17 protein-coding genes are annotated in these 20,284 nt (G+C 71.3%); 8 read left to right on the forward strand and 9 right to left on the reverse strand.

The genetic code is table 11. The features are described from left to right. Positions 1-31: 31 nt before the first annotated feature. A complete protein-coding gene (locus ACZZ9K_RS16125; RefSeq protein WP_138802857.1) occupies positions 32-2,203 on the reverse strand; it encodes a S9 family peptidase in 2,172 nt (723 codons plus the stop codon). Between the two features lie 29 nt (positions 2,204-2,232). Continuing rightward, complete coding sequence (locus ACZZ9K_RS16130; protein ID WP_463444587.1) at positions 2,233-3,429, reverse strand: Fic family protein; 1,197 nt, start codon at positions 3,427-3,429, stop codon at positions 2,233-2,235. Positions 3,430-3,523: 94 nt separating this feature from the next. On the opposite strand from ACZZ9K_RS16130, the gene ACZZ9K_RS16135 reads away from it, so the two are divergent. After that, positions 3,524-4,723: an amidohydrolase gene (locus ACZZ9K_RS16135; RefSeq protein WP_138802859.1), complete on the forward strand. Its 1,200-nt coding sequence runs from the start codon at positions 3,524-3,526 to the stop codon at positions 4,721-4,723. A gap of 87 nt (positions 4,724-4,810) precedes the next feature. Here the strand turns inward: ACZZ9K_RS16135 and ACZZ9K_RS16140 are convergent, their stop codons facing one another. After that, positions 4,811-5,701 (reverse strand): aminodeoxychorismate lyase, encoded by an 891-nt coding sequence (locus ACZZ9K_RS16140; protein ID WP_027464735.1) that lies wholly within the window; start codon positions 5,699-5,701, stop codon positions 4,811-4,813. A gap of 19 nt (positions 5,702-5,720) precedes the next feature. Continuing rightward, positions 5,721-6,071, reverse strand: a complete 351-nt coding sequence (locus ACZZ9K_RS16145) for a tryptophan synthase subunit alpha (protein ID WP_027464736.1) — start codon at positions 6,069-6,071, stop codon at positions 5,721-5,723. Positions 6,072-6,135: 64 nt separating this feature from the next. Between ACZZ9K_RS16145 and ACZZ9K_RS16150 the strand changes: the two genes are divergently transcribed. Beyond that, complete coding sequence (locus ACZZ9K_RS16150) at positions 6,136-6,654, forward strand: 8-oxo-dGTP diphosphatase (RefSeq protein WP_463444588.1); 519 nt, start codon at positions 6,136-6,138, stop codon at positions 6,652-6,654. 3 nt (positions 6,655-6,657) lie between these two features. Here the strand turns inward: ACZZ9K_RS16150 and ACZZ9K_RS16155 are convergent, their stop codons facing one another. The 3 genes from ACZZ9K_RS16155 to ACZZ9K_RS16165 are packed head-to-tail and all read right to left on the reverse strand — an operon-like array spanning position 6,658 to position 10,181. Next, entirely contained in the window at positions 6,658-6,945 is a 288-nt protein-coding gene (locus ACZZ9K_RS16155) for a hypothetical protein (RefSeq protein WP_027464737.1), read from the reverse strand. Between the two features lie 16 nt (positions 6,946-6,961). Further along, positions 6,962-8,440 (reverse strand): ABC transporter permease, encoded by a 1,479-nt coding sequence (locus ACZZ9K_RS16160; RefSeq protein WP_463444589.1) that lies wholly within the window; start codon positions 8,438-8,440, stop codon positions 6,962-6,964. Positions 8,441-8,492: 52 nt separating this feature from the next. Further along, positions 8,493-10,181 (reverse strand): cation:proton antiporter, encoded by a 1,689-nt coding sequence (locus ACZZ9K_RS16165; RefSeq protein WP_111057467.1) that lies wholly within the window; start codon positions 10,179-10,181, stop codon positions 8,493-8,495. Between the two features lie 115 nt (positions 10,182-10,296). Between ACZZ9K_RS16165 and ACZZ9K_RS16170 the strand changes: the two genes are divergently transcribed. From ACZZ9K_RS16170 to ACZZ9K_RS16180, 3 genes are all read left to right on the forward strand, one after another. Then, positions 10,297-11,553, forward strand: a complete 1,257-nt coding sequence (locus ACZZ9K_RS16170; RefSeq protein WP_035807670.1) for an inorganic phosphate transporter — start codon at positions 10,297-10,299, stop codon at positions 11,551-11,553. After that, positions 11,553-11,849 carry a hypothetical protein gene (locus tag ACZZ9K_RS16175; RefSeq protein WP_027464739.1) on the forward strand — a complete coding sequence of 99 codons (297 nt, stop codon included), beginning with the start codon at positions 11,553-11,555 and terminating at the stop codon, positions 11,847-11,849. Before ACZZ9K_RS16170 ends, ACZZ9K_RS16175 begins: the two co-directional genes overlap by 1 nt. Before the next feature lie 683 nt (positions 11,850-12,532). Continuing rightward, positions 12,533-13,993, forward strand: coding sequence for an aspartate ammonia-lyase (locus ACZZ9K_RS16180; protein WP_035807851.1), 1,461 nt, complete (start codon positions 12,533-12,535; stop codon positions 13,991-13,993). A 79-nt stretch (positions 13,994-14,072) separates the two neighbouring features. Here ACZZ9K_RS16180 and ACZZ9K_RS16185 read toward each other — a convergent pair whose 3' ends face one another. Together ACZZ9K_RS16185 and ACZZ9K_RS16190 are read right to left on the reverse strand one after the other, a co-directional pair. Continuing rightward, positions 14,073-15,158, reverse strand: coding sequence for a YihY/virulence factor BrkB family protein (locus tag ACZZ9K_RS16185; RefSeq protein WP_138802863.1), 1,086 nt, complete (start codon positions 15,156-15,158; stop codon positions 14,073-14,075). Positions 15,159-15,348: 190 nt separating this feature from the next. Next, complete coding sequence (locus tag ACZZ9K_RS16190) at positions 15,349-16,668, reverse strand: MFS transporter (RefSeq protein ID WP_111094701.1); 1,320 nt, start codon at positions 16,666-16,668, stop codon at positions 15,349-15,351. A 69-nt stretch (positions 16,669-16,737) separates the two neighbouring features. Here ACZZ9K_RS16190 and ACZZ9K_RS16195 point away from each other — a divergent pair, with 69 nt between their 5' ends. The 3 genes from ACZZ9K_RS16195 to ACZZ9K_RS16205 all read left to right on the forward strand — a co-directional run bounded on the left by ACZZ9K_RS16195 (position 16,738) and on the right by ACZZ9K_RS16205 (position 20,267). Beyond that, a complete protein-coding gene (locus ACZZ9K_RS16195; RefSeq protein WP_173035534.1) occupies positions 16,738-17,109 on the forward strand; it encodes an FKBP-type peptidyl-prolyl cis-trans isomerase in 372 nt (123 codons plus the stop codon). Beyond that, positions 17,109-17,945 carry an aldo/keto reductase gene (locus ACZZ9K_RS16200; protein ID WP_027464743.1) on the forward strand — a complete coding sequence of 279 codons (837 nt, stop codon included), beginning with the start codon at positions 17,109-17,111 and terminating at the stop codon, positions 17,943-17,945. Before ACZZ9K_RS16195 ends, ACZZ9K_RS16200 begins: the two co-directional genes overlap by 1 nt. Positions 17,946-18,023: 78 nt before the next feature. After that, positions 18,024-20,267: a HelD family protein gene (locus tag ACZZ9K_RS16205; RefSeq protein ID WP_463444590.1), complete on the forward strand. Its 2,244-nt coding sequence runs from the start codon at positions 18,024-18,026 to the stop codon at positions 20,265-20,267. Positions 20,268-20,284: the final 17 nt, after the last annotated feature.

Genomic DNA, 20,284 nt, shown 5'->3' on the forward strand with positions numbered 1-20,284 from the left:
CCTCTTCTGCTCACGGAGTGCGCGGTGCGGCTCAGCCCGCGGCGATCGGGTTGGCGGTCGCTGCGGCGGGCGTCTCGTCGGCGAGCCCGAGCACGTCGAGCAGCCAGGCGAGCTCGAACGCCCGCTCCTTCCATGACGCGTAGCGACCGCTGACACCACCGTGGCCGGCGGACATCTCGGTCTTCAGCAGCACCGGAGCGCCGACCTCGCGGAGCTTCGCGGTCCACTTCGCGGGCTCGACGTAGAGCACACGGGTGTCGTTGATCGAGGTCACGGCGAGGATCTGCGGGTACTGCACGTCGTCGCGGACGTTCTCGTACGGGGTGTACTCGCTCATGTACCGGTAGACCTCGGCGTCGTGCAGCGGGTCGCCCCACTCGTCCCACTCGATGACGGTGAGGGGCAGGTCCGGGTCGAGGATGCTCGTCAGCGCGTCGACGAACGGCACGGCGGCCAGGATGCCGGCGAACCGCTCGGGTGCGAGGTTGGCGACCGCACCCATCAGGAGCCCGCCCGCGCTGCCACCCTCGGCCACAAGCCGGTCGGCGCTCGTCCGGCCGGACTCGATCAGGTGCTCGGCGACCGCGACGAAGTCGGTGAACGTGTTCTTCTTCGTCAGGGTCTTGCCGTTCTCGTACCAGTGCCGGCCGAGCTCACCGCCACCACGGACGTGGGCGACGGCGAAGACGACACCGCGGTCGAGCATCGACAGGCGCATGACGCTGAAGCCGGGGTCGATCGAGTGCTCGTACGAGCCGTAGCCGTAGAGGTGCAGCGGTGCCGGGGTACCGTCCTCGACGGCGTCACGACGCCAGACGAGCGAGATCGGCACGCGGGTGCCGTCCGACGCGGTCGCCCAGTCGCGCTCCTGCACGTAGTCGGCCGGGTCGTAGCCACCGAGCACGGGCTGGCGCTTCAGGACGGTGACCTCGCCGGTGGCCAGGTCGAGGTCGCTGACCTCGGAGGGGGTCACGAACGACGTGTACCCGATGCGGAGCGTCGGCTGCTCCCACTCCGGGTTGCCGCCGAGCCCCGCCGAGAACAGTGCTTCGTCGAAGGGGACCTCGTGCGCGTCGCCGTACCCGTCGCCCTCGATCGGGATGATCGCGACGCGGGGGAGCGCCTCGGAGCGGTACTCCAGGGCGAGGTGTCCGGCGAAGGCGTCGACCGACTCGATGCGGCGCTCGGTGTGGTGCGCCACGACGACGCGGCGGTCACGCTCTGAGGTCGGGTCGTCGGCGGGGACGTCGACGAGCTCGAAGTTCTCGGCGCCGTCGTTGTGCAGCACCAGGAACCGGTCGCTGCCGCCGACGATGGCGTGCTCGATCTCGTACTCGACGCCCTCGCGGCGAGGCCAGACGACCTGGAACTCACCGGTCGGGTCCGCGGCGTCGAGGACGTGCGCCTCGGATGTGATCTTCGAGCCGAGCTCGATGACGATGTACTGCGAGGAGCGGGTGACACCGACGCCGACCCAGTAGCGGTCGTCGGGCTCCTCGAACACCAGGACGTCCTCGGACGTCGCGGTGCCGACCGTGTGGCGCCAGATCTTGTCCGGACGCCAGGACTCGTCGACCGTGGGGTAGAACACGTAGCGGCCGGCCGGGTCGAACGTGGCGCCGGCCCCGGTGTTCGGGATCGCGTCGCCGAGGTCGGTCCCCGAGGCCAGGTCGCGCACGTGCAGGGTGTACCGCTCGTCACCCTCGACGTCGATGCCGTAGACCAGGCGGGTGCCGTCGTCGCTGATGTCGTAGGTGCCGAGGGAGAAGAACTCGTGGCCGTCGGCCAGGGCGTTGCCGTCCAGGACCACCTGCTCGCCGGGGAGCGTCGACTCGCCCTCGACGACGGCGGGCGGCGTCCAGTCGTCGGCACCGGCGACCGGCACGCGGCAGTGCACGCCGTACTGGCTGCCCTCGGCGGTGCGGGTGAAGTACCACCAGTCGCCCATGCGGACCGGTACCGAGAGGTCGGTCTCCTGCACGCGGCTCTTCACCTCGGCGAAGATGCGGTCCCGCAGCGGCGCGAGGTGCGCGGTGGCGGCGTCGGTGTGGGCGTTCTCGGCTTCGAGGTACGCCAGGGTGTCGGGGGATTCCTTGTCCCGCAGCCACTCGTAGTCGTCGACGAAGTCGATGCCGTGGTGGGTCCGTGTCACGGGCCGCTTCGCGGCGCTGGGCGGGGTGGATGCGGTGTGCTCGTTGCTCACCGTCCCACCCTATTCGCCCGCACCCCCGGTCAGGCCGCCGTGCGCTCGCGGCCGCCCACAGCGGCGTGCACCCGCTGCTCGAACGCCTCGAGCTCGGCGACCACGGCGGGTGCGACCCACGCGCGGTCACGGCGACGACCGGTGACCGGACGGAGCGCCCCTGCCAGCACCAGGTCGTGCGTGACGCGCTCGACCTGGTCGGCGGTGAGCAGGGTGTCCAGGTGCGCTTCGGTCAGGACGGGATCGTCGGCGAGTGCACGGCCGACCACGGCGTGCGGGCCCGAGGCGCAGGGGCCGGCGGACCGGTCGGCGTCGTGCTCGGCGAGCAGCAGGGCGCTCAGCGTCGCCTCGTCGCACACCGTCCCGATCGCCAGGGCCAGGTCGACCACGAACCCGGTGACCCGGCCGTCGCGGTACTGATCCAGGTGCCGGAAGTACCGCAGCCGGTCCGCCGCGAGCGCGGCGGACACCGGTGCCGTGACCGTGGTCGTCACCCCGCGTCGCCGGAGCACGGCCCCGATCAGCGCCCGCCCGATCCGACCGTTGCCGTCGGTGAACGGGTGGATCGACTCGAACTGCGCGTGGGCGATCGCGGCCTGGGCGATCGGGTGCAGGTCCACGCGGTGCACGAACGCGAACAGGTCGGCCATCAGCGGTGCCACGAGCTCGGGCGGTGGTGGCACGTGGACGGCGTCGCGGGGCGTGGCGCCGCCGATCCAGTTCTGCACGTCGCGGTACCGGCCGGCGTACCGTCCGTCGACCGGGTCGTCGCGCATCAGCAGGCGGTGTGCCTCGAGCAGGGACGACTCGGTGACGGTGCCCGAGTCCGCTCCGGACACCAGGTGCTCGACGGCGCCGCCGGCCCGGACGACCGCGGTGGCACCCGCGTTCGCCCGGATGCCGACGAGAGCCCGCGCCAGGTCGTCGATGGTCGCGGACTCGTCCTCGATCCGCGACGACGCGACGGCTTCGGTCCGGCCGAGCACGGACCCGAGCGGTGCGAGCCGGGAGCCGTGGTGGACGTCGAGGGCGCGCAGGGCCGTGGCGCTCCGGTCGAGCAGCGCGACGGTGTCGTCGTCGGGCGTCCACCGGGCCCTCGCGATGGACGGGGGCAGCGACACCTGCACGGTGGTCACCAACCGGTCGTCGCGGCAGCCGCGGACGGTGCTCCGCCACGGTCGCACGCTGCGTTCGTGCGTCGGCCAGGTGTCGCTCCGGTGTGCCATCCCGCGACGGTAGAACCACCCGGACGCTCGACGCCAGGAATCGGTATTCCGCCCGCTCGCCGCCGCCCGCACGCCCACGCGTACCGTTGGTGCCATGAGCAACTCCTTCGCGATCACCGGTGCCCACGTCGTCCCCGTCTCCGCCCCCGCCTTCGACGGCGGCGCGGTCGTCGTCGAGGACGGCCGGATCACCGCGATCGGTCCGGACGTCTCCCCGCCCGAGGGGATGACGGTCATCGACGCCGCGGGTTCGTGGCTCGTCCCCGGCTTCGTCGAGGCACACGGCCACGTCGGGATCCACGAGGAGGCCAACGGCGAGGCCGGCAACGACACGAACGAGATGACCGCCCCGAACATGGCCGGCGTCCGGGCGATCGACGCGATCGACATCGACGACGAGGGCTTCCGGGATGCGCTCGCCGGCGGCATCACGAGCATCGTCGTCAAGCCCGGCTCCGGCAACCCGATCGGCGGTCAGAGCGTCGCCATCAAGACCTGGGGCGGCCGCACGATCGACGAGCAGCTCATCTCCGACTCGGTGAGCGTGAAGAGCGCCCTCGGCGAGAACCCGAAGCGCGTCTACGGCGGCAAGGGCCAGACGCCCTCGACCCGGCTCGGCGTCGCGAAGGTCATCCGAGACGCCTTCGTCGAGGCGCAGAACTACCGGGCCGCCCGTGACGCCGCCGCCGCGAAGGACGAGCCGTTCGCCCGCGACCTGACGAAGGAGACGCTCGTCCGGGTGCTCGACGGCGAGCTCGTCTGGGACCAGCACACCCACCGCCACGACGACATCGCCACCGCGATCCGCCTGTCCGAGGAGTTCGGCTACCGGCTCGTCGTGAACCACGGCACCGAAGCGCACAAGATCGCCGACGTGCTGGCCGCCAAGGACATCCCGGTCATCTACGGCCCGCTCTTCACCAGTCGCTCGAAGGTCGAGCTCCGCGACCGCGGCATCCCGAACCTCGCCACGATCGCGGCGGCCGGTGTGCGGGTCGCCATCACGACGGACGCGCCGGTCGTGCCGATCAACATGCTCGTCGACCAGGCGACCGCCGCCGTGAAGGAGGGCCTGCCCGCCCAGACCGCACTCGAGGCGCTCACGGTCAACCCGGCCGAGTTCCTCGGGTTCGGGGACCGCGTCGGTCGGCTGGCCGAGGGGTACGACGCCGACCTCGTGCTCTGGGACGGCGACCCGCTCGACGCGACCAGTCGCGCGACGCGCGTCTGGATCGACGGCGAGTCCGTCTTCACGTGGGCCGACGGAGCCGGCGTCACCACGCCGCGCTGGTAGCGGGTGCAGAGCCTGGAGGCCCGGATCGCGACGTGCCTGCGGGTCGCGATCCGGGCCTCCAGGCCGTTGCGCCGGGGCGCCGCGCACTCAGACCTCGCGCGCCAGCAGGAAGTCGTTGATCCGCGTCGTGAGCTCCGCGTCGATCGGGCGCGCGTCGCCGTTCACCGAACGGATCGGCGCCGCCTGCCGCACGCTCGACACGAGCCAGAGCGCGTCCGCCGCCGCCAGGTCGGCGAGGGTGACGAGTTCGTAGGCGGTCTCGATGCCCTCCTGCTCGGCGAAGCGGAACACGTCGGCCTGCGTCGTGCCGGCCAGGATCCCGATGTCGGTGCGGGGCGTGACGAGCCGGTCGCCGACCTTCATGATCAGGTTGGCGCGCGTGCCCTCGAGCACGTAGCCGTCGCTCGAGACGAACAGGGCGTCGTCGGCGCCGCGGCGGACGGCCTCGCGCAGGGCGGCCATGTTGACGCCGTACGACAGCGTCTTCGCGCCCTGCAGCAGCCACGGCGAGGTGCGCTCGACGTCGTGCCGGTACCCGCGGTCCAGGACGACGACGGAGATGCCCTCGGTGCGTGCGGCCGTGGAGTCGCCCGACGGCGCCGCGTAGACCCACCCGGTCGGGCGGTCGGTGCCCTCGACGCCGCGGGTCAGGACGGTCTTGGCGAAGGCCTCGCGCACCGGGTCGAGTCGGGCGCAGACGGCCTCGATGGCCTGGCGCCAGGCCTCCGGATCAGGGGCGGGCAGGTCGAGCATCGCGGCGGAGCGGCCGAAGCGGGCGAGGTGCGCCTCGAGGGCCTGGGGCCGACCGTCGATGACCGTGATCGTCTCGAACACGCCGTCGCCGCGCGTCACGCCGAGGTCCTGCACCTGCACGTGCTCCTCGAGCGGCTTCGCCCAGGTGAAGGCGTCGGCCGCGGGGTCGTGCGGCGCGGCGTCGCGGGAGGGCTGGTTGAGGACGGCGAGCACGGTTTCGGTCATGCGTCCATCCAACCGCAGCTCAGCCGGCTTCGGGCAGCGCGCCCAGCAGCTTCCACACGGCGGGCGTCAGCTCGGGGTGCTGCAGCGCGATCCGGCGCAGCCGGTGGTACTCCTCGCCCAGCCTGGTGCCCTGCCCGGACGCCGGGTGGCTCGACCACTGCGCGTGCCGCTTGCCGATCGCCTCGTCCAGGTCGACGGCGTCCGCACGCAGGATCAGCACGACCTGCTCGTCGACGGTGGGGAGCGTCGGCATGAACTCCCACGGGTCCTCACCCTGACGGCTCCGGTGCTCGACGAGCATCGAGATCTCCTCGGCGGCCTCGGCGCGCAGCACTTCGAGGCTGCGCCCGGTCCTGCGGGGCTCAGCCATGGTGCCCCCGCAGCACGCCTGCCATGGGAAAAGCGTACGACACTCCATCGGTCACACTGGACGCGTGACCCTTCGCGACGAGAGCAAGTCCCAGCATCCCCGGGTGGTGGTCGTGTACCTGCTGCGCGACGGCGAGGCAGGCCCCGAGGTGCTGCTGGGGGAGAAGCGCCGTGGCCTCGGCACGGGCCGTCTGGTCGGCCCCGGCGGCAAGCGCGAGCCCGGCGAGTCGGCGGTCGAGACCGCCGTGCGCGAAGTGCGTGAAGAGGTCGGCCTGCAGCTCGACACGGTCGACCTGGAGGCCCGTGGCACGTTGGACTACCGGTTCCCGTACCGACCGTCCTGGTCCCAGGTCTCGGACGTCTTCGTCTGCCGCCGCTGGCAGGGAGACCCGTCGGGCTCCGATGAACTGGAGCCGCGGTGGATACCGGTCGACACCGTGCCCTACGACGCGATGTGGGACGACGCCCGCTACTGGCTGCCGGGGGTGCTCGCCGGTGGCAGCGTCCGCGCGCGGTTCACGTTCGCCGAGGACGACGCGACGGTCGCCGGGTTCACCGGGACGGGCGTCGGCGTGGGTGACTAGCGGCTAGCGCGGCTGCTGGGTGCGGGTGCTGCCGGTGCGCGCTTCCTCGGCGGCGGCCATGACGTCGGCGTCGCCGCTCCGGCCGCCCAGGGGCCGCACGAAGAAGTCGATGATGCCGACGACGATCGCGCCGATCATCGAGAACATCGCCCACCCGACGAACAGCCCGGCGGTACCGCGGCCGTCGGCGGGCGCGAGCAGGACGCTCGCGGCGTAGAAGCCGACCGTCAGCACGAGGAACACGACGACGACGGTGATGAGGACGCGGTGCCAGGTGATGCGCGGGTTCATCCGATCAGGATACGCGTCAGCGGTCGGCGTGCTTGCCGTGCTGCGCCGCCGCCGGTCGCGGTTCCTTCCGGTTCGCCGGGCGCTGCACGGCGATGCGTCCGGTCGGCGTCCCGCTGGGCTCGAGGCCGTCGCGACCGCCGGTGAAGACGTCACCGCCGGTGCGGTCGTCCTCCCAGTCGTCGTCCCGCAGCACGCTCAGGGTGCCGGTCTCGGTGGAGGTCAGGCCGTGGCGCTCGAGCTCGGCGTCGCGCTGCCCGCCGAGGAACTCGCGGTTGGCCGTGTTGGCGTCCTGGAACATCGTGGTCCGGCCGGTGACGATCGCCCGGATCCGTCGGCGCTCCCACCACTTCTTGCCGAAGTACATCAGCACCAGGCCGGCCGTGGCGTAGCAGGCCATCGTGATCAGGCCGCGAGCCGGGCCGGGGCCGACGCCGTAGACCTGGTGCTTGATCATGTCGACCATGCTCGAGCCGACGACGACGTTGTTCAGCCAGGCGAAGGGCTCGGGCATGAACCACTTCGGGTAGGCGCCGCCGGACGACGGCATGGACAGGAAGACGAAGCAGATCATCGCGGGTGCGGCGATGAACCGACCGACGAAGTAGCTCAGGCCGTTCACCGCGAGGCCGATCGCCACGATCCAGCCCCAGGCGATGAGCACGAGCTGGATCCAGTGCCCGTGGATGGCGCCGAGCACGGGCCCGGCGAGCGTGTTCGTGATGAGCGAGATGACGAGGCCGCCGACCACGATGACCGTCATCCGGGTGCGGTGCCGGAGCGGGCCGCCCATGATGCCGATGAACATCGCGACCATGTAGCCGCCGATGCACCACGCGAGCATGACGTACATCGCGACGGTGCCGTACTCGTCCCACGCCGGCAGGGGTGCGAGCTCGGTGACCTTCGGGGTGGCGACGCCCAGGCCGGTCAGCACCGCGGTGAGGGTGGCCGGTACGAGGCTCGCGACCTGGAACTGGTGCGCGCTCGCCTTGAAGAACTCGTTCGCAGCGGGGTCGTACGCGACCGCCATCGAGCCGCCCACCACGTCGCGCTTCGCCTGCGCGAGCGAGTCGTACGTGTGGAACACGAACTCGCCGGGCAACGCCTGCTGCACCGCCCGCACGAACGCCGGGTCACTGCCGATCAGGGCGATCGGGACGTCGTGTGGGTGCGGGGCGTGGAACGCGAAGACGTAGCACAGGCAGAACCCGACGATGAAGAACAGCGGCATCCAGAGCTGCAGGCCGATCAGCTGCAGCGACGGGTGCAGGGTCGAGTACCACCGGCGGTAGGCGCCGTGCTGCTGGGGCGCAGGAACCGGAGCCTGTCGCCGGGGTCCCGAACGCGTGTGCCCGGCGACCTTGCCACCACGACGGGGCTTGGTCCCACGTGCGGAGGGCCGGGACCCGCGCGGCTTCGGCGGCGTGGGACGGGGACCGCCGGGGCGCTCCGGTCCGTCGTCGTTCCTGGGGACGTCGTTCCGCGGCGTGCTCACTCGGCGCTCTGCTCCTGCTCTCGATCGGAGCGCCAGGATACGCCCGGGGTGCTCAGGAGCGACTGCGCGACGCCTGCGCCGAGTCCATCGCGAGCTCCTCGGCGTCGAGGGTCACGAGCACGCGGCGCATGACCTCCTCGTCGAGGTTCCCCTTCTCCCGCTCCTCGAGCACGATCTCGCGGCGGCGGTCGAGGAGCTCGCGCCGGATGTCCTGGATCTGCGAGCCACGCAGGCGCAGTGCGACGTTCCGCCCTTCGTCCTCTTCTTCCTCGGCGTCCTGACGGAACGTCTCGGCCTGTCGCTCGAGTCGCGCCTTCAGCCGGTTCACCACCGAGTCGACGGCCTCCGAGCCGTACTGCTTCGCCCACGCCGGACGCCGCTTCTCGAGCAGCTCGATCGCGGCCTCGGTGGTGCGCTGGTTGAGCCGCATCTCGCTGCGCACGTCCTCCTCGCCCTCGGCCGGGTCCTGCACCTTGAGCGCGCGTATGACGAACGGCAGGGTGAGTCCCTGCAGCAGCAGGGTGCCCACGGTGACGAAGAAGGCGATGATGAAGATCGTGTCCTGTGCCGGGATCTGCGTCGGGCTCGCCACGACGGACACCGCAGCCGCCAGGGTCACCACACCGCGCATACCCGTCCACGAGATGACGGTGAGCTCCCGCCAGTTGAGCTTCGGCTCGGCGGAACCGCGCATCCAGCGCAGCGAGGGGTGCCCGCGGGACAGCTTGATCCGCAGTGGCCGGAGCCACTTCCCGTTGAAGCGGTTGCGCGCGTAGGACTCGAACACGAACAGCGGCCGCACCAGGATCACGACGACGAGCACGACGGCCGCGGCGGTGAGTGTCTGCCCGAGGCTCCGCTCGCTCTCGACCAGGTCCTGCACGACGGTGTTGAGCTGCAGGCCGATGAGCGCGAACACGAAGCCCTCGAGGATGACGTCGATGCTCGTCCAGAGTGGACGTTCCTGCAGGCGGGTGGCGTAGCCCTCCTTCGGCGAGTTGTAGCCGATGTACAGGCCGGCCGTGACGACCGCGATGACCCCGGAGCCGGACAGGTCCTCGGCGAGGATGTAGGCGACGAAGGGCAGCAGGATGCTCATGATCGTCTCGACCACGGGGTCGTTGATGCGCATCCGGATCCAGTGCACGACGACGCCGAGCACGATGCCGACGACCAGACCGACGCCGATCGCCAGGCCGAAGATGCCGAGGTCCTGCCAGACGGTCAGTGAGGTGCCCGCGATGATGAGCGTGAACACCCGCACCAGGGTCAGCGAGGCCGCGTCGTTGATCAGGCTCTCGCCGGACAGCACGGTCATGACGCGTCGGGGGAGTCCGAGCTTCCGGCCGATCGCGGCGGCGGACACCGCGTCCGGCGGGGCGACGATCGCGCCGAGCAGGATCGCCGCCGGCAGCGTCATGTCCGGGATGAGCAGGTACGCCACCCCGCCGACGACCAGGGCGGTGACGATCACCAGGAAGATGCCGAGCCGTCGGATCTGCTTGATCGAGCCGCGGAAGCTCTGCCACGACACGTCGAGGGCCGCCGAGTAGAGCAGCGGCGGCAGGATCACCGTGAGGATGACCTCGGAGTCGATCTCCATCGGCGGCAGCCCGGGCAGGAACGAGGCGGCCAGGGCGACCGCCGTGACGAGCAGTGGCGCGGGGAGTCCCTTGGCCCGGGCGAACCCCGTCACCGCGAGCGATCCGATCAGCAGGATGAGGAGCTCAGCGGTGTCCATGGAAGCATTCTCCCATCGGCATGGTTCCGAAGCTGAACGAGTGTGAAGCTGCGGTGAACAACGGGTTGCCGATCAGGTTTGCTCGAAGGGCCGACGCCTGGGACACTTGCCCGCGGTGGACATCACACTCATAGTCGTCCTGGTCATCGCGTTGGCCCTCTTCTTCGACTTCACAAACGGTTTTCACGACACCGCCAACGCGATGGCGACCCCGATCGCGACCGGCGCCATGAAGCCCAAGGTGGCGGTCACCGTCGCCGCGGTGCTCAACCTGGTCGGTGCGTTCCTCAGCACCGCCGTGGCGACGTCGATCTCGCACGGGTTGATCAACGAGGGGCCCGGTGGCGTCGCCATCAGCCCGGAGATGATCTTCGCGGGCCTGATCGGGGCAGTCGTCTGGAACATGATCACATGGCTCCGCGGGCTGCCGTCGTCGTCGTCGCACGCGCTGTTCGGCGGGCTGATCGGTGCCGCGATCGTCGGCGCCGGGTTCCAGTCGGTCAACTACGTCGCGCTGCTGACGGTGGTGATCATCCCCGCGTTCGCCTCGCCCGTGATCGCCGCGCTCGTGTCGTTCCTGTCGACGCGCATCGCGTACCGGATCACGAAGCGTCCGGTGTTCCCGAACGAGCGGGGCGGCTTCCGCATCGGGCAGGTCTTCACCAGCTCGATGGTGTCCCTGGCGCACGGCACCAACGACGCGCAGAAGACGATGGGTGTCATCACGCTGACCCTCATCGCCTCGGGCGCGCAGTCGTCGAACCAGGGCGTGCAGTTCTGGGTCGTCGTCGCCTGTGCCCTCGCGATCGCCCTCGGTACCTACACGGGCGGTTGGCGCATCATCCGCACCCTCGGCTCGGGCATCACCGAGATCCGTGCGACGCAGGGCTTCGCCGCCGAGGCCTCGACCGCCGCGACGATCCTCGCCTCCAGCCACCTCGGCTTCGCGCTGTCAACCACGCAGGTGTCCTCGGGCTCCATCATCGGTGCCGGGCTCGGCCGCCGCGGCTCGAAGATCCAGTGGTCGACCGCCGGCAAGATCGTCATCGCCTGGTTCATCACCCTGCCCGCCGCCGCCGCGGTCGGTGCGGTCGCCTCGGGCATCGCCCGCCTCGGCGTCATCGGGCTCGTGCTCGACGCCGTGATCGGTGCCGTCGTCATCCTCGGCCTGTACCTGTGGTCGCTCCGGAAGCCGCACGAGCAGGCCTCCGCGATCGAGGTCGACGTCGCCGCGAACGCGGTCCTGACCCGCAAGGAGCTGCGTGACATGCAGCGCAAGAAGCGTGCCGACGCGGTCGCCCAGCGTCGCGCCGAACTGAGCCGCGAGCGCACGCTGCGTCGCATGGCGGCCCGCAAGGGGGGCCGTCGCTGATGGGCATCGACTGGTTTGCATTCCTCACCGTGGCGCTCGTCGCCGTGGTCTCGTCGTGCTTCGTCGTCGCCGTGTACTCGGTCGGCCTCCGTCTCTGGAGCGCCGCTGACACCCGCGAAGGCAAGTTCACCGTGAAGGACGACGGCACGATCGGCCCGGCCACCGCCGGCTTCCCGAACCCGGCCGGAGCCTCGGCAGCGGCACGTGCGCTCCGCGCAGCGGCCATCGCCTGCTTCGTCGTGTGCGGCGCCGTCGTGCTCTACGGCATCTACCTCATCGTCCCGCAGTTCCACTGACGGGCCCGCTCACCGAGTGAGCAGAAGACGCCGGGTCGCCCTTCGCGACCCGGCGTCTTCTGCTCACTCGTCCCGCTTTCACCGCGTGCGCTGCGCGAGCGGGCGAAATACCCGCGTCTTCGCGCGCAGGAACCCCGCCATCTCGCCCGCTCGCGTCCGGGCGTGAGCGTGGGTCGGACGGGAGGCCCGTGGCGGCCTGGCACCGCGCCTCCAGGCCGTCGCGGGCGAGCGGGCGGAATGCCGGCGTGCGTTGCCGAGGCGACCGCGGGATTCCGCCCGCTCGCGCGGGCGGCGCGTTCGGTGAGCAGAAGGTGTCGGGTCGCCGTCTGGGACCCGACATCTTCTGCTCACGAAGTGCAAGCGAGGGCGTCCGGGCGTGAGCGTGGGTCGGACGGGAGGCCCGTGGCGGCCTGGCACCGCGCCTCCAAGCCGTCGCGGGCGAGCGGGCGGAATGCCGGCGTGCGTTGCCGAGGCGACCGCGGGATTCCGCCCGCTCGCGCGGGCGGCGCGTTCGGTGAGCAGAAGGTGTCGGGTCGCCGTCTGGGACCCGACGTCTTCTGCTCACGAAGGGCGAATGGTGCCGTCGCGCAGGAACGCGCGGTCCCACCAGCCCCGGCGCGTTCCCGGACCGGCCGGACGGACGGGACTAGCCTCGACGTGTGACCGGCAACGAGGAGGCACCTGTGACGACGACGACGCGGACCGAGAGCGACTCGCTGGGATCACGGGAGGTCCCGAACGACGCGTACTGGGGCGTCAACACGTTGCGGGCCCTGGAGAACTTCCCGATCACCTCGGTCCCGATCGCCGTGTACCCGGACCTCATCGAGGCGCTCGTCACCGTCAAGCAGGCGGCGGCACGGGCGAACCGGGCGATCGGTGTCCTCGACGAGGAGCGCGCCGACGCGATCGACCGCGCGGCGCAGGAGGTCCGCGACGGGGCGCTCCGCGAGCAGTTCGTCGTCGACGTCGTGCAGGGCGGCGCCGGGACGAGCACGAACATGAACACGAACGAGGTGCTCGCGAACCGGGCCCTCGAACTCCTCGGGCGGGAGCGTGGCGACTACGCGTACCTGCACCCGATCGACCACGTGAACCGCAGCCAGTCGACGAACGACACGTACCCGACGAGCATCAAGATCGCGATGATCTTCGGGGTCCGTCGTCTGATCGTGCAGCTCGAAGAACTGTCGGCGGCGTTCGCCGAACGGGGCCGCGCCTTCGCCGACGTGCTGAAGGTGGGCCGGACGCAGCTGCAGGACGCCGTGCCGATGACCCTCGGGCAGGAGTTCACCGGGTTCTCGCACACGATCCAGGAGGACGCGGACCTGCTCCGCAAGGTGATGCCGCTGCTCGCTGAGATGAACCTCGGCGCGACGGCGATCGGCACCGGGATCACCGCGGACCCGCTCTACCGCGACGAGGTCCGTCGGCAGCTGCAGGAGGCGAGTGGCATCGACGTCGTCACCGCCCCCGACCTCATCGAGGCGACGAGCGACGCCGGTGCGTTCATGACCCTGTCCGGCACGGTGAAGCGCAGCGCCGCGAAGCTCTCGAAGATCTGCAACGACCTGCGGCTGCTGTCGTCCGGTCCGCAGGCGGGCCTCGGCGAGATCACGTTGCCCGCTCGCCAGGCCGGCTCGTCGATCATGCCGGGCAAGGTCAACCCGGTGATCCCCGAGGTCGTGAACCAGATCGCCTACGCGGTCGCCGGGGCCGACACCACCGTGACGATGGCGGCGGAGAGCGGGCAGCTGCAGCTCAACGCCTTCGAGCCGATCATCGCCCACTCGATCCTGCAGTCGCTGCAGTGGATGTCCCGCGGCTGCGCGACCCTGCGCGAGCACTGCGTCGTCGGTATCGAGGCGAACGAGGCGAAGCTCGCTGCCCAGGTCGACACGAACGTCGGCGTCGTCACCGCGCTCACGCCGTACATCGGGTACGCGGCGGCTGCGTCGATCGCGCACACGGCGCTGACCACCTCGACGCCGATCTCGACGCTCGTCGTGGCCGCGGGGCTGATGGAGGAGGACCAGGTCATGCGGGTGCTCAGCCCGGCACGGCTGTCGGGCATCGAGCTGGCGACGGGCGCGATCCCGATCATCACCGAGGAGATGCTCGACGCCGAGGCGCGCAAGCGCTGAGGCGGGGCGTCCGCGCCGACAAGCACGCGCGCACGCGCGCCCACGCACGCGCCCCACGCGGCGCGCCCGCACGCACCCGTCAGGGCAGCGGCCGCTCGCCCACCCGCACCTGCTGCGCCATCGCCCGCAGGTGCTCCTCGCCCGGGGTCAGCTCGGCGTGCTCGTCCTCGGCCACCCGCGCGGCCTCGGCCCGCACGTGCTGCGCGGCCGCGATGTCCTGGTCCCGCCAGCGCGCGAGCGTGAAGTTCCGCGTGACGTCCCGCAGCGGCAGCCGGATCGACTCGTCCGCTTCGATGCCGGCGAGCAGCTGCCGCATCCGGATCACCTCGGAGTCGAGCTCCCCGCCGACCACGAGCACGAAGTTCGAGATGTACAGGTAGACGAGCAGCAGGATCGCGCCACCGAGCCATCCGTAGGCGCGGTTCCCGCCGCCCAGGGTCTCCACGTACAGCGCGAACCCCACCGTCGCGATGGCCCAGGTCACGATCGCGAACGCGGCACCGGCCGACACCCACCGCAGCTGCGGAGTCTTCACGTTCGGCGTCGCGTAGTAGAGCACCGCCACCATCACGACGAGGTCGGCCGCGAGCACCGGCCACTTCACCACGTTCCACACGTCGTCGATCCAGGGCGCCCACCCGAGCTGTCGGATGACGGCTTCGGAGATCGTCGGCGTGCCGAGCAGGATGACGATGGCGACGGCGCCGCCGACCATGACGAGCAGCGTGACGAGGAGCATCATGCTGCGGAACTTCCAGATCCGCCGGCCCTCCTCGACCTCGTAGGCGGTGTTCATCGCCCGCCCGAACGCCGTCGCGTAGCCGGACAGCGACCAGAGCGTGAGCACGACGCCGATCGTGAACCCGAGCCACGGGTTGTCCAGGGTCAGCAGCTGCCGGAGCGGCCCCTCGAGGTGCTCGGCGGTCTCCGGCCGGACGATGAACCCGAGGACCTCGACGATGTCGGTCAGGCTGTCGCCCTTGCGGTCGACGATGGACAGCGCCGACACGACCGCCAGCGCGGTCGGGAACACCGTCAGCAGCGCGAAGAACGTCAGGGACGCGGCCGCGTCGACGACGCGGTGCCGGATGACCGAGTGGTAGGTGCGCCGGACGACGGCGCGGACTCCGGTCCGCTGGAGGTCGCGCGATGCGCTGTCCGGCATGTCTCGTACGGTACCCGACACGTGCGGTCCTGGAGGCCCGTGGCGGGCCCGCCCCGCGCCTCCCGACCGCCTGTTGGTCGCGCTGGTGCGCCGGCAAGACACCGGTGTTCACGCTCCGCACCGCGGAACGCGGGTGTTCCACGCGCGAACACCGGTGTTTTGCGGCCCCGACCCCGACGGCCGCCCGAGGTCAGTTGGCGTGCGGGTGCAGGGCGTCGTAGCGGCGGAACGACGGGACCATCCGGAGGAGCAACGCGACGAGGCCGATGATGAGCACGCCGCCGATCACCGGCGGGTACGCGATGCCGGCCGCGACGACCAGGCCGGCGTACAGGTCGCCGAGCCGCGGGCCGCCCGTGACGACGACGATGAAGATGCCCTGCAGTCGACCGCGCATGCCGTCCGGCGACGCCGCCTGCAGGATCGTGTTCCGGAACACCGAGCTGACGTTGTCCGCGCCGCCGGCCATCGCCAGGAACAGCGCCGCGAGCCCGAGGGCCGGCAGGATCTCGACGCCGAACGCCTCGCCCGAACGGCCGCCGAGCACGTGCGCCAGCGCGATGACCACACCGAACGCCGCGATCGCCCCGCCGTACGCCGTGATGGCCCAGCCGACGGCCTCACCCTGGCGTCGGACGTGCCCGAGCGGCCCGGAGAACACGCTCGACAGCAGCGCCCCGATCGCGTACGCGGCGGTCAGGGTGCCGACGGTGATCGACCCACCGCCGATGACGAGCGCGCCGATCGCGGGGAACAGCACACGCGGCTGCCCGAAGGTCATCGCGATGATGTCGAGCACGAACGTCATCGTGATGTTGCGCGACCGCCGCAGGAACTTCGCGCCCTCGATGAGCGAACCGAGCCCGGGCCGCAGTGCGTCGTGGTCGGCGGCCATCCGGGGCAGCGTGAACACCCCGAGGAACGCGAACGTGAACAGCACGACGTCGATCGTGTAGGTCGGCGCGAACCCGACGCTCGCGATGAGCACGCCGGCGATCGCCGGACCCACGGTGACCTGGAACCCGGACGCGATCCCGCCCAGGGCGCTCGCCGCGGGCAGCAGGTCGGTACCGACGAGCCGCGGGACGATGGCCGAGCGGGAGGCATTGCTGACGGTGGCGGCCACGGCGTTCACCGTCGCGAGCACGTAGAGCAGTGCGACGCTGTGCAGGTCGAGCCAGGCGTGCGTGGCGATCAGGGCGACGGCGACCCAGGCGATGATCGACGACACGAGCGCGACGAGGCGTCGGTCGAAGGCGTCCGCGAGCATGCCGCCGTACAAGCCGGCGACGATCATCGGCACGAGCGCGATGACACCCACCAGGGCCACGGCGAACGTCGAGCGGGTGATCTCGTAGACCTCGAGCCCGACGGCGACCGTGGTCATCTGGGTGCCGATGCCGGCGATCGCGGTGCCGGCCCAGAGCCGGGCGAAGGCGGGGGAGCGGCGGAGCGGGGTGAGGTCGGCGAGCAGGCGGCGGCGCGGCGGTGCGGGAGTCGATGGTGTCACGGTGGAACCATTCTGCGGGCTGGACGCTCGTTGCGCGTGCCCGGTGCGCGCTCTGGTTGACTGATCGGCATGACTGACCTGAACAGCAAGCCCGAGTTCGACGCCCCCGAGGGCCCCGCCCCCACCGAGCTCGTCATCACCGACATCGTCGAGGGTTCCGGCGAGGAAGCGTCCGCCGGCTCCACCGTCAAGGTCCACTACGCCGGGGTCGAGTACGAGACCGGCGAGGAGTTCGACAGCTCCTGGAACCGCGGCGAGCCCATCGACTTCCCGCTCGCGGCCCTGGTGCGCGGCTGGCAGGAGGGCATCCCCGGCATGAAGGTCGGCGGTCGCCGCAAGCTCGTCGTCCCGCCGGAGCTGGCCTACGGTCCTGCCGGTGGTGGGCACTTCCTGTCCGGCAAGACCCTGATCTTCGTGATCGACCTGCTCGGGGTCCGCTGATGCAGGTCGGTGCCCCGACGATCGAGCTGAACGACGGCCACCGGTTCCCGGAGCTCGGCCTCGGCACCTACGGCCTGAACGGCGACGAGGGTGCTGCCGCGGTCGGCACCGCGATCGCGAGCGGCTACCGGCTGCTCGACACGGCGCTGAACTACGGCAACGAGGACGCCGTCGGCAAGGCGGTGCGCGAGTCCGAGGTGGCGCGCGAGGACCTCGTCGTCACGTCGAAGCTGCCCGGCCGGCACCACGGCTACGACGAGGCGCACCGCTCGATCGACGAGACCCTCGGCAACCTGGGGCTCGACCACGTCGACCTGTACCTGATCCACTGGCCGAACCCGTCGGTGGACAAGTTCGTCGACACCTGGAAGGCGTTCGTCGACCTCCGCGACAGCGGCAAGGTCCGCTCGATCGGCGTCTCGAACTTCACGCCGGAGCACCTCCGCCGCATCGTCGACGCCACCGGGGTCGCCCCGGCCGTCAACCAGGTGGAGCTGCACCCGTACTTCCCCCAGGCGGAACTGCGGAAGGTGCACCAGGAGCTCGGCATCGTGACCGAGAGCTGGAGCCCGCTCGCGAAGCGGTCGGAACTGCTCACCGAGCAGCCGATCGTCGACGCCGCCGCCGCGCACGGTGTGGCCCCCGGCCAGGTCGTGCTGCGCTGGCACGTCCAGCTCGGTGCCGTGCCGGTGCCGAAGTCGGGCGACGCCGCCCGTCAGAAGGAGAACCTCGACGTCTTCGGCTTCGAGCTGACCGACGACGAGGTGCAGGCGATCTCCGCGCTCGAGCGCGGTCGTCTGTGGGACGGCGACCCGGACACGCACGAGGAGATGTGACTCCGACGCGACCCTTCGGGGACAGCGGGGCTCCCGGTGGGCAGTACACTGGTTCCCCCTCTTCCCGAAGGGTTGCGTGTGTCCGAACCGACCGAGATCGACCGTGAACGCGGCTACGTCGACGGCCTCTTCCGTCGTCTCGACGAGCTGACCGCCGAGGCTGAGCAGCGCCTCGCCGAGACCCGCCGACAGGCGGTCGGCGGGAACCACCAGAGCCGCAGCGAGCGCGACGCGTACGCGCGGCTCTACGAGGACACCGTCGCGACGCTCGAGCGGGTGGGGGACCGTCTGGTCTTCGGCCGGCTCGAGGTCGCCGAGCCCGACAACCCCGACGACACCTTCCGGTACATCGGCCGTGTGGGGCTGCGCGACGCCGAGCACCGGCCGCTGCTGCTCGACTGGCGCGTCCCCGGTGCGAGCGCGTTCTACCAGGCCACCGCAGCGCACCCGATGGGCATGCGGTCCCGTCGGCACCTGTCCCTGCAGGGCCGTCGCGTGGTCGGCGTCGAGGACGAGGTGTTCGACGCCTCGCTCTACGACGACGAGCGCACTCACCTGCAGGGCGAGGGGGCGCTGCTCGCCGCGGTGACCGCCGAGCGCACCGGCCGGATGACCGACATCGTCGCGACGGTCCAGGGCGAGCAGGACCGCATCATCCGCTCCCCGCTCGAGGGCGTGCTCATCGTGCAGGGCGGCCCCGGCACCGGCAAGACCGCCGTGGCGCTGCACCGGGCCGCCTACCTGCTCTACTCGTACCGCGAGCGGCTGCGGGGCTCCGGCGTGCTCATGGTCGGCCCGTCCCCGGCGTTCCTGACGTACATCGAGCAGGTGCTGCCGTCGCTCGGTGAGACCGGTGTCGTGATGGCGTCGCTCGGCTCGCTCTACCCGGGCGTGCACGCGACGACGCACGACACCCGCGACGTCGCCGCCGTGAAGGGCGCAGCGCAGATGGCGTCACTCCTTCGGCGGGCCGTGCGCTCGCGCCAGGTCGTTCCGACCGAGTCGGTCACGCTCGACGTCGAGGGCGAGCGGCTCGTCGTGCCGCCGCAGCTCGTCGCCGACGCCATGAAGCGTGCGCAGGACCGCGGCAAGCCGCACAACGCCGCTCGCGTCACGTTCAACAAGATCGCCCTCGACGCGATGACCCGCCTGCTCGCCGAGCAGCTGCGGGAGCGTGGCACCACGGTGGACGAGGCCGACGAGAAGGTCCTGCGCGAGGACATCCGGAGTTCGTACGACGCCCGCGTGCTGCTCAACACCGCGTGGCTGCCGCTGCCGCCGGAGAAGTTCCTCGAGGACCTCTACGCCCGGCCGAACTGGCTCGCCTCGCTCACCCCCGACTGGACCGCGGAGCGCCGAGCCCTGCTGCAGCGTGCCCGAGGGGCAGCCTGGACCGTCGAGGACGTCCCCCTGCTCGACGAGGCCGCCGAACTGCTCGGCCCGTTCGACCCGACCGGCGGCGCCGCCAAGCGCGCGGCGAAGGCCAGCCGGAACCGCGACATCGAGAACGCCCGCCAGGCCATCGAGAACATGGGTGTCGAGGGCATCGTCAGCGCCGAGCAGGTCGCCGGCTCGTTCGCCGAGGGCGGCGACCCCCGCTCCACGGCCGAGCGCGCCGCCGACGACCGCGAGTGGACCTACGGGCACATCGTCGTCGACGAGGCGCAGGAGCTCTCGCCGATGCAGTGGCGCGTGCTCGCCCGCCGCAACCCGCTGCGCTCGTTCACGATCGTCGGCGACATGGCGCAGGGTTCCTCGCCGGGTGCCGCACGCACCTGGGATGACGTCATCGGGGCGCTCGCGCGTCGCCGACGCGGCCGTGCGCCGCAGGTGCCGCTCGACCACCGCATCGAGCAGCTCACGGTGAACTACCGCACCCCGCGCTCCATCGTCGAGGCCGCCGGAGCCTTCGCGGACAGCGCCGGCCTCACCGTCACCCGCAACGAGGCCGTGCGCGACGGCGACCCGGTCGAGCGTGTCCGCGTCGCCCGGGCCGACCTGCTCGACACCGTCGTGGCGGTCGCCGACGCCGAGCGTGCCCGGATCGGCTCCGGCACCATCGGCGTCATCGTCCCCGAGTCCCGGGTCGACACGGTCCGGCAGCGGCTCGCCCGCACCGAGGCGGACGTCCGGGGGCTCGCCTCGCCGAACGCCGGCTCGCTCACGGTGCTGACGGGCGCGGACGCCAAGGGCCTGGAGTTCGACGGCGTGCTGCTCGTCGACCCGGACGGCGTGGGCGCCGACGCCGCCCGTGCCGCCGCCGCGGTGTACGTCGCGATGACGCGTCCGACCCGTCGCCTGACGGTCATCGACGTCGACTGACGCTCGCGTGACCGCGG

It is taken from the genome of Curtobacterium sp. AC268 (genome assembly GCF_979258745.1).